Annotated in this window: 12 protein-coding genes; 8 read left to right on the plus strand and 4 right to left on the minus strand. The window is 56.9% G+C overall.

Going from position 1 to position 15,247, the window contains the following annotated elements; translation table 11 throughout:
- The 5 genes from JI62_RS22855 to JI62_RS06595 all read left to right on the plus strand — a co-directional run.
- Window positions 1–692 (plus strand): 2-oxo acid dehydrogenase subunit E2 (locus tag JI62_RS22855; RefSeq protein WP_240513160.1); only part of this gene is annotated, 692 nt, incomplete at its 5' end.
- Between the two features lie 272 nt (window positions 693–964).
- Window positions 965–1,618, plus strand: a complete 654-nt coding sequence (adk, locus tag JI62_RS06580) for an adenylate kinase (protein ID WP_088699396.1) — start codon at window positions 965–967, stop codon at window positions 1,616–1,618.
- Between the two features lie 106 nt (window positions 1,619–1,724).
- A complete protein-coding gene (tsaB, locus tag JI62_RS06585; protein WP_088699397.1) occupies window positions 1,725–2,423 on the plus strand; it encodes a tRNA (adenosine(37)-N6)-threonylcarbamoyltransferase complex dimerization subunit type 1 TsaB in 699 nt (232 codons plus the stop codon).
- Window positions 2,420–3,151 carry a class I SAM-dependent methyltransferase gene (locus tag JI62_RS06590; protein WP_088699398.1) on the plus strand — a complete coding sequence of 244 codons (732 nt, stop codon included), beginning with the start codon at window positions 2,420–2,422 and terminating at the stop codon, window positions 3,149–3,151. Before tsaB ends, JI62_RS06590 begins: the two co-directional genes overlap by 4 nt.
- 31 nt (window positions 3,152–3,182) lie before the next feature.
- A complete protein-coding gene (locus JI62_RS06595; protein ID WP_088699399.1) occupies window positions 3,183–4,304 on the plus strand; it encodes a phospholipase D-like domain-containing protein in 1,122 nt (373 codons plus the stop codon).
- A gap of 44 nt (window positions 4,305–4,348) precedes the next feature.
- Here JI62_RS06595 and JI62_RS06600 read toward each other — a convergent pair whose 3' ends face one another.
- The gene (locus JI62_RS06600) at window positions 4,349–5,008 is read right to left on the minus strand and encodes a YecA family protein (RefSeq protein ID WP_088699420.1); all 660 of its coding nucleotides are present in this window, start codon (window positions 5,006–5,008) and stop codon (window positions 4,349–4,351) included.
- Between the two features lie 63 nt (window positions 5,009–5,071).
- Here JI62_RS06600 and JI62_RS06605 point away from each other — a divergent pair, with 63 nt between their 5' ends.
- From JI62_RS06605 to JI62_RS06615, 3 genes are all read left to right on the plus strand, one after another.
- Entirely contained in the window at window positions 5,072–5,620 is a 549-nt protein-coding gene (locus JI62_RS06605; RefSeq protein ID WP_088699400.1) for a SprT-like domain-containing protein, read from the plus strand.
- A 195-nt stretch (window positions 5,621–5,815) separates the two neighbouring features.
- Entirely contained in the window at window positions 5,816–7,765 is a 1,950-nt protein-coding gene (gene acs, locus JI62_RS06610; RefSeq protein ID WP_088699401.1) for an acetate--CoA ligase, read from the plus strand.
- Window positions 7,766–8,026: 261 nt separating this feature from the next.
- Window positions 8,027–8,689: a response regulator gene (locus tag JI62_RS06615; RefSeq protein ID WP_088699402.1), complete on the plus strand. Its 663-nt coding sequence runs from the start codon at window positions 8,027–8,029 to the stop codon at window positions 8,687–8,689.
- Window positions 8,690–8,735: 46 nt separating this feature from the next.
- Here the strand turns inward: JI62_RS06615 and JI62_RS06620 are convergent, their stop codons facing one another.
- The 3 genes from JI62_RS06620 to JI62_RS06630 all read right to left on the minus strand — a co-directional run bounded on the left by JI62_RS06620 (window position 8,736) and on the right by JI62_RS06630 (window position 15,244).
- Window positions 8,736–12,677: a hybrid sensor histidine kinase/response regulator gene (locus JI62_RS06620; protein ID WP_088699403.1), complete on the minus strand. Its 3,942-nt coding sequence runs from the start codon at window positions 12,675–12,677 to the stop codon at window positions 8,736–8,738.
- 141 nt (window positions 12,678–12,818) lie between these two features.
- Window positions 12,819–13,328, minus strand: coding sequence for a hypothetical protein (locus tag JI62_RS06625; protein ID WP_088699404.1), 510 nt, complete (start codon window positions 13,326–13,328; stop codon window positions 12,819–12,821).
- Between the two features lie 134 nt (window positions 13,329–13,462).
- On the minus strand, window positions 13,463–15,244 hold the full coding sequence (locus JI62_RS06630) for a sodium:solute symporter family protein (RefSeq protein WP_088699405.1): 1,782 nt from the start codon (window positions 15,242–15,244) through the stop codon (window positions 13,463–13,465).
- Window positions 15,245–15,247 lie beyond the last annotated feature (3 nt).

Below are 15,247 nucleotides of genomic sequence, written 5' to 3' on the forward strand. Positions count from 1 at the left end.
AAGTGGAAGAGAAGCCCATGGGGCGTCTGCTCAAGATGGGCGCGACCAACCTGCATCGCAGCTGGCTCAATGTGCCCCACGTCACGCAGTTCGACGAAGCGGACATCACCGAGCTGGAAGCTTTCCGCAAGGCGATGAAGGCCGAAGCGGAAGCCCAGGGCGCCAAGCTAACGCCGCTGCCGTTTATGGTTAAAGCCTGCGCCTTTGCGCTGCGTAAATTCCCGCAGTTCAACGTCAGCTTGAAGGGTGACGGTGAAACCCTGGTATGGAAGAACTACGTCCATATCGGTATTGCCGTGGATACGCCTGACGGTCTGATGGTGCCGGTAGTACGCAACGCCGATCAAAAATCCTTGATCGAGATCGCCAAGGAGATGGCGGAGCTAGGCAAGAAAGCCCAGACCAAAAAGCTCAAGCGCGACGAGATGACCGGTGGCTGCTTCACCATTTCGAGCCTCGGTTCGATTGGTGGCACGGCGTTTACCCCGATCGTTAACGCGCCGGAAGTGGCCATTCTGGGCGTGTCCAAAGCGCAGATGAAGCCGGTTTGGGATGGCAGCGCCTTCCAGCCGCGCCTGATGATGCCGCTATCGCTCTCCTATGATCACCGCGCGATCAATGGCGCCGATGCGGCACGCTTTACCGCCTTCCTGGCCGATGTACTGACCGATATTCGTCGCTTACTGCTGTAACTGTTAGCGATGTGCTTTCACAAGCGGCGCCCCTCGGGGCGCCGCTTGTGTTTACTCAACTTAAAGACTTGCTAAATCTCTCGCAGGGCGACCAAAGTGGTAGATTTAGGGCATTTAGCTGTTTTAATTTAAAAAAATTGAAATAAAAGCGGGTCTCTCAGGCTTTTGGGGAGTTGTGTCGCTTGAGAGGCGCGGTTATTGTCAGTTAACAGAATTTACATACTCATTTTTCGAACTCTTTTTTCATACCAAGAACTTCAAGGAGCAGTGCCATGCGTTTAATCCTGTTGGGTGCCCCCGGCGCGGGGAAGGGGACTCAAGCTCAGTTTATTTGCGAGCGATTTAAGATTCCTCAGATTTCCACCGGGGATATGCTGCGCACGGCCATTAAAGATGGCACTGAGCTGGGCCTGAAAGTAAAAGAGATCATGAACAGCGGTGGCCTGGTCTCTGACGACATCATCATTGACCTGGTCAAAGAGCGCATCAGCCAGCCTGACTGCGAAAATGGCTTTCTGTTCGATGGGTTTCCACGCACGATTCCCCAGGCCGACGCCATGAAAGAGGGCGGCGTTAAGCTGGATCACGTGGTGGAAATTGCCGTACCCGACGAAGAGATCGTTAGTCGCTTGGCAGGGCGCCGTGTGCATCAGGCATCGGGCCGGGTTTATCACGTTGAGCACAACCCGCCCAAAGAGCCGGGCAAAGACGATGTTACCGGTGAAACGCTCATACAGCGTGAGGATGATCAAGAAGCCACGGTGCGTAATCGCCTGTCGGTTTACCACGATCAAACGGCGCCGCTGGTCGATTACTACCAGCAGTGGGCCAAGCAGGATCCCCAGAATGCACCTCAGTATCACCGCATTGAAGGCGTGGGCAGCGTGACGGATATTACCCGCCAGGTAAAAGAAGCCCTTAGCTGATACATAGCGTTTTACCTGTTTCGATGGCCCGCTTAATGCGGGCCATCGTCGTATTAGCGTGGCGAAGGTATAATGCTGCAACTTTTCTTTCGAGTGGCCATTTGTTATGCCGTTACATCTGCTTGCCCTTGACGCCTCTTCCAGCGCCTGCTCTGCAGCGCTACTGCGCCAAGGCGACTCGGGCGCTGAGTGTCTGGCGCGCTTTGAGATGACGCCCCGTGCCCATACCCGTCGGCTGCTGCCGATGGTGGATGAAGTGCTTGCCGACGCACAGGTAACGCCTTCCCAGCTTGATGCCGTGGCTTTTGGCCGCGGGCCGGGTTCGTTTACCGGGCTGCGAATAGCCGCGGGGGCAGCCCAAGGTCTGGCGTTCGGCCTGGACTGCCCGCTACTGGGGGTGTCTACCTTGGAGGCGCTGGCCCTTCAGGCCCATCGACGCTACCACTTACGCCACGTGGTGACCGCTCTGGATGCCCGCATGGGCGAGGTGTATGCCGCCACCTGGCACTGTCTTAACGATACAATTACGCCGATGAGTGCCGAGGCGGTACTAGCCCCGCAGAGGCTGAGGCTACCGGGCGACGAAACCGACTGGGTTGGCGTGGGCAGCGGCTTTTCGTTATGGGAGCAGTTTACTGTCGATGTGCAGCTCAGCATGCCCCAGCATTTGGATGATTTAGAGCCTCGCGCTGAAGAGATGGCGTGGCTGGCGGCGCGTGATTTTGCCGCTGGTTTGGGGCAGGCCGCGCACCTGGTTCAGCCGGTTTATCTGCGCAACGACGTGGCCTGGAAAAAGCCCGCATGAGCCTTGTTGCGAACAACGTTGAGAGCGATGTTGAGAGCATCGTGCTGCCTGACGGCCTGCGCTTGGTTCGGGACGAAGAAGGGTTGGCGCTGGCCGGTGATGAAAAACGCTATGGCAAGCCGCTCAGGGTTGATTTTGTGGCGGGCAAAGCGGCCCATCGGCGCCGCTTTGGCGGTGGGCGAGGCCAACTGATCGCCAAGGCGTGTGGTCTCACCAAGGGTGTAACACCGAGCATTGTCGATGCCACCGCCGGGCTGGGGCGTGATGCCTTTGTGTTGGCGAGCCTAGGCGCTCAGGTATTGTTAATTGAGCGAGTCGCGGCGATTGCGGCGCTATTGGAGGATGGCCTGAAGCGCGCTTCGAGGCATAACGAGACGGCGGATATTGCTGCCCGGATGACGCTGCGTCACGGCGATGGCGCTCAAGCTCTGGAGGCGCTTGTCGCCAGTGCGGACTTTATGCCCCAGGTGATACACCTGGATCCGATGTTTCCCCATCGTGAGAAATCGGCGCTGGTGAAAAAAGAGATGCGCTTGTTTCGGGAGTTGGCTGGTGACGATAACGATGCCCCACGGTTACTTGAAGCCGCACTGAATGTGGCTACTCACCGGGTAGTGGTTAAACGCCCCCGTAAGGCCCCACCTATTGCGGGCCCCGCGCCACAGCACACCCTCGAGGGTAAAACCAGCCGCTACGACTTGTACGTGCATCGCTCATTAGCACGCTAGCGTGTTGGCAGCCATCAACCCAGGAGCACCTATGCGGCACGAGTGGCGAGAAGGTAATCAATTTACGCTGCTGCCAGAGGCTGCGCGCTTTCTGCCAGCCATGTTTGAGGCAGTCAGGGCCGCGCGCCACTATGTGCTGGTAGAACTCTACCTGATGGAGTCAGGGGAGTTGGCGGATCAAGTCAGCGATGTGTTGATGGAGGCTGCCCAGCGAGGGGTACACGTCTGCTTGCTGCTGGATGGCTATGGCGCGATGGGACTCTCCAGCGCTGATCGTCTAAAGCTGCTGCACGGTGGCGTGCAGTTGCGCTTTTTTAATCCCATTGGCTTTCACTCTTTAGCGCGTAACTTAAGCCGTGATCACCGCAAAATAGTGGTTATCGATGGTGAGCTTGCCTTTACCGGCGGCTTTGGCGCGGTGGATGAGTTTCTCAACGCCTGGTACGAAATTGCGCTGCGTATTGAAGGGCCGGTAGTGGCCGATTGGGAGCTGCTGTTTCGGCGCCTGTGGCATTCGCGCCTGACCCGGGCGGAGAAGGGCGATCGACGTCCGGCGACTCTCCCCCAGCCCCGCAAGCCACAGGCGCTGCCCAATGGCGTGCCTGGGCGGGCAATGTCAGCACGGGGCTACCGCTACCAAGCAATTCGCCACTCGCTGCATCGTCGTGTCAGCCAGGTAAATGAACGGCTCTGGCTGTGTACGCCCTATTTCGTGCCCACTTTTGCGCTGCGTCGGCGCTTGGTTCGGGCCGCTCGCCGCGGGATTGACGTGCGTTTATTGCTACCGGGGGCAAAGCATGACCATCCCAGCGTTCGCTTTGCTGGTCAGCGCTTTTATCACACCATGCTCAAGGCCGGAGTGCGCATTTTTGAGTTTCAGCCGACCTTTATCCATGCCAAATTTGTGCTCGCCGATGAGTGGGTGAGTATTGGTTCGTGTAACTTTGACCACTGGAATTTACACTGGAACCTAGAAGCCAACCAAGAGGCGAAGGATCCGAAGCTCGCGGCCGAAGTACGCGAACTGTTTGAGCGTAACTTTGCCGCCAGCCAGGAGGTTGATGCTGAGGCATGGGCGGCCCGGCCTTTGGGGCAGCGCGTCCGGGAGTGGCTCTATGGTGTGCTTGACGCGCTGATAATGCGGCTTAAATAGCGTCGTATGCCTACGTGCTTTTACCTACGTCTCTATCGAAGCACCTAGCGCTTTTTGCCTTTTGCAGGCGTTTTTTTGCGCGGTTTGGGTTTGGGCGTTTCCTGGGGCACGCGGTAGTGCAGGTAAAGATCCAACACCAGTTCCGGCAACTGTACTACCAGTGACTCCTGGCGCGCTTGATCCTTGGCCAGCTCGGCCATATCCGGCTCATCGTCGAACAGCCCAGAGAGCAGCATAAACGGCAGTAGCAGGGTGGCGGCAGCCTCTTCATCGTCCTGGAACCAGGCGCTCTCGTCGCTGAAGACGCCCTCCATAAAGCCCGCACACCAATCGCCAATCGGCGTCTCTTCGGCAGGTTCACCGCCCAGAGTGAGTTCAAAGGGGAGTTCCGGTAAGCCGCCTTGCTCGAGTACCGCCACCGCATTGTCGCGCAGTAGCGTGAGCAGGGTGGTAATCTCATCCCGCTCGGCATCGTCGGCGTAGCGCGGCTCACCCTGGAATAGTTCCGCCAGCCACTGGGTCGTGGGCACTTCGCTGGGGGCTACCGCAAGGGCCACTAAAAAACCATGGGCGGAGATCAGATCCAGGGCGTCTTCATCCACTTGATCGGAATCGAGGAAGTCGTCCAATCTATCCAACTGCTCATCCTCGAGCAGTGGCTGCGGGGGCGTGTTCGTTTCAGGCGTATCGCTGCGCTCTGCCATGAGTAAAGCCTCGTTAATACAAACATTCATCAATGGTTATCTTTAACGGCTAGTTTATCACTAATGAAGACATTACCACTGCCCCCTTGGCCTGCCGCTGAATTGGCAGCCATGTCGGAAACGGCGCTGCACCAGGCCGCGCGGGTTCGCGTTGAGCAGGCATGGCAGCGCTGCTGTGAAGTGTGCCCGTCCCTGCCAGCGCCAAAAGTGTGGTTTAACCTGCGCGGCGCGTCAGCCGGGCAGGCGCACCTTGGCCACGGCGGTTTACGTTTTAATCCGGTACTGCTGAATGAAAACCGCACGGCGTTTTTTGATGAGGTGATTCCCCATGAAATGGCGCACTGGCTGGTATTTCATTTGGACAATGGCCCACGTCTGAAACCCCACGGCCGCGAGTGGAAAACGGTCATGCGCGATCTTTTTGGTTTAGTGCCCAGTGTTACCCATCGATTTGATATTAAGCAGGCGCAGTCCGCACCTTATCGTTACCAGTGCGATTGCCGCTTTCATCAATTTACCCCGAGGCGTCATGCTTTAGTGGTAAATGGGCGTCGCTACCGCTGTCGACACTGCGCTAAGACCTTGGTCTACAGGCCGGAAGTCGTCTCGTAATTTGTTTATAAATCTTTGTTTTTAAAATAAAAAATGATAATACCAATGTCTAAAGGGAAGCCCGCGCGAGGAGGTTTATGCTAGGGGAACATTAATGGCAGTCGATACTTACGATAATGGTCAATTAGGCCCCATAAATAGTCGTATCGACTACAGTTTCTTAGAGAGTGCATTTTCACGGACAGAGGCAATTTTATGAGCGATCAACAGAACGTCTATCCGGTGCGCGATGATTTCGCCGCCAATGCCTGGGCCGATAAAGCCAAATATGAGGCCATGTATCAGCAGTCGATGGACGACCCGGAAGGCTTCTGGGCCGAGCAGGCCAAGCGTCTGGACTGGATTAAAGCGCCCACTAAAATCAAAAATACCTCCTTTGCGCGTGACAATGTCGATATTCGTTGGTTTGAAGATGGCCTGTTGAACGTCAGTGCCAACTGCCTTGACCGCCATCTTGAGAAGCGTGGTGATCAAACGGCGATCATTTGGGAAGGCGACAATCCCGACGACTCCAAACACATTACCTATCGTGAACTCTATGCACGTACGAATCAGTTGGCCAACGCACTGAAAGAGCTGGGTATCGGTAAAGGCGACACCGTCACACTATATATGCCAATGATTCCCGAAGCCGCCATGGCGATGCTGGCCTGCTCGCGTATCGGGGCCGTTCACTCGGTTGTCTTTGGTGGCTTCTCGCCGGACGCCGTTGCCCAGCGTGTTATCGGCGCCGACTCCAAGCTGGTGATTACCGCCGATGAGTCGGTGCGCGGTGGCAAGCACGTGCCGCTGAAGGAGAACGTGGATGCCGCCCTGACCCGTGACGGCACTGATGTGTGCAAAAACGTCTTGGTGGTAAAGCGCACCGGCGGTGAGATCGACTGGAAAGAGGGGCGCGATGTCTGGTTTGACGAGCTGGTCGACAAACAGTCCAGCGAGTGTGAACCGGAAGCCATGGGCGCCGAAGACCCGCTGTTTATTCTCTACACCTCCGGTTCTACCGGTGCGCCTAAAGGCCTGAAGCACACCACTGGTGGCTATCTGACCTACGCTGCCATGACCCACCAGTACGTGTTTGACTATCAAGAGGGTGAAATTTACTGGTGCACCGCGGATGTTGGCTGGGTCACCGGGCACAGCTATATCGTCTATGGCCCCTTGGCCAATGGTGCAACCACCCTAATGTTTGAGGGCGTGCCCAGCTATCCTACCCATGGCCGGATGGGGGATATCGTTGATAAGCACAACGTTAATATTCTTTACACTGCGCCCACTGCGGTGCGTGCCCTAATGGCTCATGGCGAAAACGTCATGGACTCCAGCAAGCGCGATAGCCTGCGCTTGCTCGGCTCAGTGGGCGAACCGATTAACCCGGAGGCCTGGGAGTGGTTCTACCGCGTTATCGGCAACGAGAAATGCCCGATTGTGGATACCTGGTGGCAAACCGAAACCGGCGGCATCATGATTGCCCCGCTGCCGGGCGCCACGCCGCTTAAGCCTGGCTCTGCGACGGTGCCGTTCTTCGGTGTGAAGCCCGCGCTGGTCGATAACGAAGGCAAACAACTGGAAGGCGCCACCGAAGGCAATCTGGTGATTCTTGACGCCTGGCCGGGGCAGGCGCGCTCTATTTGGGGTGACCACGAGCGTTTTGTCCAGACCTACTTCTCGACCTACGATGGCATGTACTTCACTGGTGACGGCTGTCGCCGTGATGAAGATGGTTACTACTGGATCACAGGCCGTGTGGATGACGTTCTGAACGTCTCCGGTCACCGCATGGGCACTGCTGAGATTGAGTCCTCTCTGGTAGCGCACAGCGCTGTTGCGGAAGCAGCCGTTGTTGGCTTCCCACACGATATTAAGGGACAAGGCATCTATATTTATGTCACCCTGAATGACGGTATCGACCCGACAGATGAACTCAAAAAAGAGCTGACCCAGTGGGTGCGCAAGGATATTGGCCCGATTGCGTCGCCGGATGTCATTCAGTGGGCGCCAGGCTTGCCGAAAACCCGCTCGGGTAAAATCATGCGCCGTATTCTGCGCAAGATTGCTGCCAACGAGTGTGATGGCTTGGGTGACACCAGTACGCTGGCGGATCCCTCGGTGGTCGATGAGTTGATTGAGCACCGCGCCAATCAGTAAGGGCGACACTGCTATAGGCTGTTTAGCCTAATCAGGCCTGTTTATCTCGTAAAACCGTGCCGACCTGAGTAGGTCGGCACGGTCGTGTTTATAGATACGCGTTTATAGATACGTGTTTCACTCGGATGAACGATCTATTATAAATTGTGCATGTGATGCTTGGGCATGATGAAGCCCATGGGGTACCATGCTTCACAACCGTAAGAGCCTAGCGTCGCGGCGGCAGACAACCCCGCTGCTCGAGGAACCGGAGGAATATCCATGGCAGTAGCTCATAAGTTTATCGTCGCTGACGATCACCCGCTGTTTCGTGCAGCGCTGACCCAAGCGTTACGCCAGTTGGCCCCCCAGGCGGAAATTGTCGAAGCGGATACCATGGAAGCCACCACTGACGTGGTGAACCGCCACCCAGATGCCGATTTGATTCTGCTCGATCTGCACATGCCGGGAGCCCACGGCTTCTCAGGCTTGATCCAACTGCGTGGCCAAATGCCTGATATTCCCGTGGCGGTGGTATCCGGCAGCGATGAGCCCTACGTGGTGCGTCGTGCTATTGACTACGGCGCGTCGGGTTTTATCCCCAAATCATCGTCGCTACAACTAATTGCTGAGGCCGTAGGAGAAATCCTGGAGGGCGAAGTGTGGTTGCCAGAGGCGTTAGCCAACGTGCTGGAAGAGACCAGCGAAGAGGAGTCGCGCTTTGCTGAGGCGATTGCCTCGCTGACGCCCCAGCAGTTCCGCGTCTTGAATATGCTCACCGAAGGGCTGCTGAATAAACAGATTGCTTACGAACTGAGCGTCTCTGAAGCGACCATCAAGGCCCACGTAACAGCGATTCTACGTAAGCTGGGCGTGCACTCGCGTACCCAAGCGGTGATCGCGGCGCAGAAACTCGAGGTCGAACCGCCGAAAGTCGTTTCCTAAGCCAGTAGCCAACAGCAAGCATCGCCTGCTTACAACCGCGGCGCGCTTAACGCGCCGCACGATTGGCCTGCAGCGTGCGCGTCAGTAGCGCCCTCAGCGCCGCGGGTTTAACCGGCTTGAGCAGCAGTTGATAGCCCGCCCGTTTGATCTCTTCGGCCACCGCCTCGGTACGGTCAGCGGTAATTACAATCCCTGGTACCGCCCCCTCAAAACGCTCGCTGAGCGCTTCCAGCGCCATTAAACCGGTGACTTCGTTATCCAGGTGGTAGTCGGCCAGAATGGCGTCAGGGTCGCCATCCATATTGCGTAGGATCGATTTGGCCCCGCCGATACTGGTGGCGGTAAACACCTCGCAGCCCCAGCCGCTCAACATGGCGGTCATGCCTTCCAGAATCAGCGTCTCGTTATCGATACACACAATCCGCGTACCGCTCAGCTTATGGCTGCCGCGCCGGGCCTGCGGCTCGAGTTCGGCACTGCTCGCTTCACTGGCGGTAACGATCGGCACACTAACTGAGAAAACTGCGCCTTTGCCGACCGTCGAGCGGACTTTTATGGGGTGATTCAGCACCCGGCTCATGCGGTCAGCAATTGATAACCCCAGGCCCAGCCCTTTCTCACTCTCTTTATGGCGGGAAACCTGATCCAAGCGTCGGAACTCCTGGAAAATCTCCGTCAGCTTGGACTCAGGAATGCCGGGGCCGCTGTCCCATACTTCAATGGAGAGCCAGCCATTTTGGCGGCGACAGCCCAGCAGTACGCGTCCCTCTTGGGTATAGCGAATGGCGTTGGAGAGGAAGTTCTGCACAATGCGGCGAAGCATTTGCGGATCTGAGTCGACCCAGAGCTGGGTTGGCACGACGTCTAAATCCAGTCCCCGATCATCCGCCATCACCTCAAATTCGGCGCGTAGAGGACGGAAAATGTCGGCCAGGGCAAAGTGACTGCGCCGCGGCGTTAAGGCGCCTGCGTCCAGCTTGGAGATATCCAGCAGGGTGCTTAGCAGCTCTTCGGCGGCCTGCAGCGAGTTGTCGATATGGCCAACGATGCGCTGAGTATCGGTGGTGGTCACGTTCTGCATCAGCGCAGAGGTAAATAGCCGCGCCGCGTTCAGGGGTTGCAGCAAGTCGTGGCTGGCCGCGGCCAAAAAGCGCGTCTTCGAGGCGTTGGCATCTTCCGCGAGTTGCTTGGCCTGGCGCAGCGCAAGCTCCGCCTCGGCACGTACCCGGTTCTCCTGGCGCAGCGCCGCGTTGGCTTCAGAGAGTGCCTGGGTGCGTTCGCGTACACGCTCCTCAAGGGTTTCGTTGGTCTCTTTAAGTGCAATCTCCGCCTGACGGCGTTCGGTAATATCCTGATATAGCGCAAAGAAGCCTAGAATGGCCTGGCTGTCACCAAAGTGCGGCGTGTAAGTGACCAGCATATAGCGCATGGCCTCGTTGACCCGCAGCGAGACTTCAAAGCTGACTCGCTCACCGTTAAGCGCGCGGTTAACCCAGGGGGCACGCTCCTCTGCCTGTTTTATCGGCAGCACGTCTTCAAAGCGGCGACCAATAACGGCGTTACGGTCAATATTGAACGCCTGCTCGTAGGCGCGGTTGGTAAATAGGTAACGGCACTCTTTGTCGAAGTAGGCAATCAGCGCGGGCACGTTGTCGGTGTAGATACGAATATTGTTTTCCGAGCGAATCAGCGCCTCTTCGATACGCTTCTGCTGGGTAATATCCTGATAGGTATACACAAAGCCGCCGCCCGGCATCGGGTTACCCTGTACCTCAAGCACGCTGCCATCCTGGCGGTAGCGCACGTAGCGGTGGGGTTGGCCTTCGCGGATATTGTCGAGCAGTAGCTGCACGTGCTCTTCCGGGTCACCGGGGCCATACTCGCCGTTGTGGGCGTTGTAGCGGAAAATGCGATCAATGGGCGCACCCACGCGAATCAAATGGTCAGGGAAGCGGAAGAGTTCCAGATAGCGCTGGTTCCAGACCACCAGGCGCAGGTTCTGGTCGACCACGCTGATACCCTGGTTAATGTTTTCAATGGTGGCCTGGAGCAGCGCCCGGTTGAACTCCAATACCTGTGAGGCCTCATCGACAATCGAAATGACATCCGAGATACCGATGCCGCGCCCTTGAAGCGCCGAGTTAACCACGATACGTGCCGATGAAGCGCCCAGCACCGAGGCCAGAAAGCGCTCTGTGAACTGGATAATATCGATTGAGGCGCGGGTGCCGTCATCCAGCGGTTTACCCACCCGACGGGCGTAGTCTTCAAAGGCGCGATCCACCTGACCCGCGCCTAGAAAGCGCTCGCAGAGGACTTTTAAATCGCCAACGGTAGTCGCCCCGGTCCAAGGGCGGTTAACCGAGGTTTGACGTGTCTCCACGCTATCGACAAACAGCGAGGCCTGAATCCGCTCCACCACCCGCTGCGAAGTGACCTGGGAAACAAAAATGTAGCAGAACAGGTTAACCCCGAGGGAGAGCATGACACCGTGGGTAAAGCTGTCGCCCAAGTTGAGGCCGAACAGCGTCGTGGGCGATAGCCAGTTAAGCCCCAGCGGGCCACCGTCAAGCCAAACGGAGGGCAGTACGCCCGCGTTGATCATCGCCGGCATCAGCAGGCTATAGGCCCAAATGGCGAAGCCCGCATTCATACCGACAATCACCCCAAGCCGGTTGCCGCGCTTCCAGTAGAGCCCGCCAATCAGCGCCGGGGCGAACTGAGCAGCGGCGGCGAACGAGAGCATGCCAATCGAGGCCAGCGAGGTGAATTCGGCAATCAACTGATAGAAGCCGTAGGCCATGGCCAGTACGGCAACGATGGTTAAGCGCCGTGCGCGCAGCACCAAACGTCCATAATCCCGGGCTTTGGTATCAAACCAGCGCAGCCGGAATAGCGCCGGGATCACGATTTCGTTGGAGATCATGATCGACACCGCTACGGCGGCAACAATCACCATGCCCGTTGCCGCCGAGAAGCCACCGATAAAGGTAAGCAGCGTTAGCCACTGATGGCCTGAGGCCATCGATAGCGCCAACACATAGGTGTCGGGCTCTACGCCGCTTTCGGAAAACAGCAGCAGACCAGCGGCGGCGAGCGGCACCACAAAAAAGGCAATCGCCAGCAGGTAGAGCGGGAACAGCCAGCGTGCTTTGGTGGCGTCGTCAGGGTGAATATTCTCCACTACCGCCACATGGAACTGGCGGGGCAGGCACAGAATCGCCAGCATCGCCAGCAGCGTTTGTGCCCAGAAGCTCTGGCCAAAATCCTGGTTGGCCAACTGGCGCTGGAGCTCAAGCTGACTTTCGGCGTGCCCCATCAGCTCACCCAGGCCATCAAACATGCCCCAGGTGACAAAGGCGCCGAGTATTACGAAGGCCAGCAGTTTGACCAGCGATTCGAACGCCACTGCGTGGATTAAGCCTTCATGGTGTTCGGTGGCGTCGGTGTGGCGAGTGCCGAAGAGAATCGCGAAAATTGCCATCACAATCGCCACATAGAAGGCCGTATCGCCAAATAGCGGCGTATGGGTCACATCGGTGGCATCGGTGAGTACGCTAAAAGTCGTGGAAACTGCTTTTAGCTGTAGGGCAATGTAGGGCAGGGTGCCGACGAGTGCGACCAGGCTGGCAAAGGCAGCCAGCGACTGGGTTTTGCCGTAGCGGGAGGCAATAAAATCAGCAATGGAGGTAACGTTTTGGTGCTTGGCGACGCGGATCATTTTGGCCAACACCGGCCAGAAGAGCAGAAATGTCAAAATCGGCCCGACGAAGATGCTCGCAAATGACCAGCCCGCGGTGGCGGCTTGGCCAACCGCGCCGTAAAACGTCCACGAGGTGCAGTAAATGGCCAGCGCCAGGCTATAGATGATCGGGCGCCGACGGGTGGCGCCATGGGTGCGTGCACGGCGATCACCGTACCAAGCGATGCCGAATAGAACGGCAATGTAGAGTAGCGAAACCGCTACCAGTAGCCCGCCGTGAAACATGCCTTTCTCCCCGCCAGAGTTTGCGACCCGCTAATCGTTCACTAATAAAAAAGGCTTTATTCTAGGCGAAATGGAGGGGTCTATACGACCATTCCAGCGGCTTGTTTATACCACGGGCTTTTTATTTATCTATTTATTTGGTTATGTGCAAACGTTGTTGAGCAGCGGTGATGTTTCGCGCAGCGTGCGAATCTCTTCCAGAATCGGTTCGCGGGTCTCTTCATCCAGCGGTACCAACTCGCGGTTATCGCAATTGAGTAAGTAGGGCTGAGTGATCAAAATATCGGTGTGGTGGCGTTCAAACTGATAAAGGATAAATTCTGCCAAGCGGGCGCCACCCTGCTCACTCATGCGAATATTGTCACTGTCGATCATGCTGAACTTGGTGGTCATGGGAATGGCAAAAGTCCATGGACGCCATACCGCCGTGCCACTTTCGGTGGAAATGACCGTCGCGGTCTCAGGAAGCTGCGCCTGCTTATGCTCAAACCAGCTGTACTCGACCTGGATTTGATAACCCAGCATGCCCAGCCCCCCACACACCGGTACTATCCACTTGGGCAAACGTTTGCCGCTTAAAGCGCGCAGTGTCAGGCCAATCCCGGCGGCTGCCAGGCCTGCAAAAACGGCGGCGATCAAATGCCATATCATAAAATATCCTTTCAAAAAGCCGTTTATAAAAGCTATCTATAAAAGCCATCGGGCCTCCCTAAGGAAGCCCGATGGTAAGGTCACTCCTAAGCGACATCACAACAGTGCGATAAGCCGCCCGGATGGATTATGACTTAATGGTCGATCGCCATACCAGCACCTTTCGGGTAGCGAACGCTTTCCACCAGATCCTGAATTTCCTGCGGCGGTGCAGCGGTCACTCTGGAGACTGCGAAGGCAACGGCGAAGTTGATCATCGCGCCTACGGCACCGAAGGAGAGCGGCGAAATACCGAAGATCCAGTTATCCGGCGTGTTGGCCAGCGTGTTGGTATCGGGAATAAAGAACCAGCCCAGGTAAGTGAAGATGTACAGCAGCGTACAAATCAAGCCTGCCAACATACCGGCAATCGCACCTGAGTTGTTCATCCGCTTGGAGAAGATGCCCATCATCAGTGCTGGGAAGAGCGAAGCACCGGCGATACCAAAGGCCAACGCCACCGTTTGTGCTGCAAATCCTGGCGGATTAAGCCCCAGGTAGGTGGCCAGTAGTATCGCGCCACCCATGGAGATTCGCGCTGCCAACATCTCGCCTTTTTCGGTGATCTTGGGGTTGATCATTGTTTTGATCAAATCGTGACTGATCGCAGAAGAAATTGCCAACAGCAAGCCTGCTGCGGTAGAGAGTGCCGCCGCAATACCACCGGCTGCGATCAAACCAATAACCCAGCCGGGAAGATTGGCAATCTCCGGGTTGGCGAGTACCAGGATATCGTTATTAACGGTCAGTTCGTTGCCTTCCCAGCCACGATCAGAGTAGTCGGCAGCATCATTATACATCTGAATACGGCCGTCGTTGTTGAGATCGTTGTAGCTGATCAGGCCCGTTTCTTCCCATGTGCGAACCCAGTCTGGGCGCTCTTCGTAGAGAATCGGGTTTCGCGCAGCCTCTTCGTAGTTCTCGACTTGCCCCGCCATCTCGGGGTAGACGGTGGTTGCCAGGTTCAAGCGAGCCATCGAACCAACGGCGGGTGCGGTTAGGTAGAGCAGGGCGATGAACACCAGTGCCCAACCGGCAGACCAACGCGCATCGGCGACTTTCGGTACCGTGAAGAAGCGAATGATAACGTGGGGTAGGCCGGCAGTACCGACCATCAGCGACAGGGTGAATAGCACCATGTTGAGCTTGTTGTCCACATCGGCCGTGTAGTCGCGGAAGCCCAGCGCGCTCACCACGTCATCCAATTTAGCCAACAGCGGAATCCCGGATTCAGTATGTGTGCTGAACATACCGAACATCGGAATCGGGTTGCCGGTCAATTGGAAGGCAATAAACACGGCTGGGATGGTGTAAGCGATGATCAAAACAATGTACTGCGCCACCTGGGTGTAGGTGATGCCCTTCATGCCGCCGAATACGGCGTAGAGGAAAACGATCAACGCGGCTAACCAGATACCCCAGGTATTGCTCACTTCAAGGAAGCGCGAGAACGCCACGCCCGCACCGGTCATCTGGCCGATAACGTAGGTAACCGATGCCACAATCAAGCACACGATCGCCACCAGGCGAGCGGTGTTGCTGTAGAAGCGGTCGCCAATGAAGTCAGGCACGGTGAACTTGCCAAACTTACGCAGGTAAGGGGCTAACAGCATCGCCAGGATAACGTAGCCACCGGTCCAACCCATCAGGAAGGTGGAGTTGGCGTAGCCACCCGAGGCCAGCAGACCCGCCATGGAAATAAACGACGCCGCTGACATCCAGTCGGCCGCGGTGGCCATACCGTTGGTGATGGGGTGTACCCCACCACCTGCGACATAGAAGTCTTTCGTTGAGCCGGCGCGCGCCCAAATCGCAATGCCTATATATAAGGCAAAGGAGGCGCCGACGAACAGTAAGTTAATTGCAAACTGGCTCATACC

Source organism: Halomonas campaniensis (assembly GCF_002211105.1).
In the GTDB taxonomy this organism is placed as follows: Bacteria; Pseudomonadota; Gammaproteobacteria; order Pseudomonadales; family Halomonadaceae; genus Vreelandella; species Vreelandella campaniensis_A.

What these genes read in the sequence shown, in the direction of transcription:
- JI62_RS06620 (WP_088699403.1), bottom strand. Translation starts at nt 12,677, where the DNA reads ATGTTTCACGGCGGGCTACTGGTAGCGGTTTCGCTACTCTACATTGCC.
- adk (WP_088699396.1), top strand. Translation starts at nt 965, where the DNA reads ATGCGTTTAATCCTGTTGGGTGCCCCCGGCGCGGGGAAGGGGACTCAA.
- JI62_RS06590 (WP_088699398.1), top strand. Translation starts at nt 2,420, where the DNA reads ATGAGCCTTGTTGCGAACAACGTTGAGAGCGATGTTGAGAGCATCGTG.
- tsaB (WP_088699397.1), top strand. Translation starts at nt 1,725, where the DNA reads ATGCCGTTACATCTGCTTGCCCTTGACGCCTCTTCCAGCGCCTGCTCT.
- JI62_RS06630 (WP_088699405.1), bottom strand. Translation starts at nt 15,244, where the DNA reads ATGAGCCAGTTTGCAATTAACTTACTGTTCGTCGGCGCCTCCTTTGCC.
- JI62_RS06605 (WP_088699400.1), top strand. Translation starts at nt 5,072, where the DNA reads ATGAAGACATTACCACTGCCCCCTTGGCCTGCCGCTGAATTGGCAGCC.
- acs (WP_088699401.1), top strand. Translation starts at nt 5,816, where the DNA reads ATGAGCGATCAACAGAACGTCTATCCGGTGCGCGATGATTTCGCCGCC.
- JI62_RS06625 (WP_088699404.1), bottom strand. Translation starts at nt 13,328, where the DNA reads ATGATATGGCATTTGATCGCCGCCGTTTTTGCAGGCCTGGCAGCCGCC.
- JI62_RS06595 (WP_088699399.1), top strand. Translation starts at nt 3,183, where the DNA reads ATGCGGCACGAGTGGCGAGAAGGTAATCAATTTACGCTGCTGCCAGAG.
- JI62_RS06615 (WP_088699402.1), top strand. Translation starts at nt 8,027, where the DNA reads ATGGCAGTAGCTCATAAGTTTATCGTCGCTGACGATCACCCGCTGTTT.
- JI62_RS06600 (WP_088699420.1), bottom strand. Translation starts at nt 5,008, where the DNA reads ATGGCAGAGCGCAGCGATACGCCTGAAACGAACACGCCCCCGCAGCCA.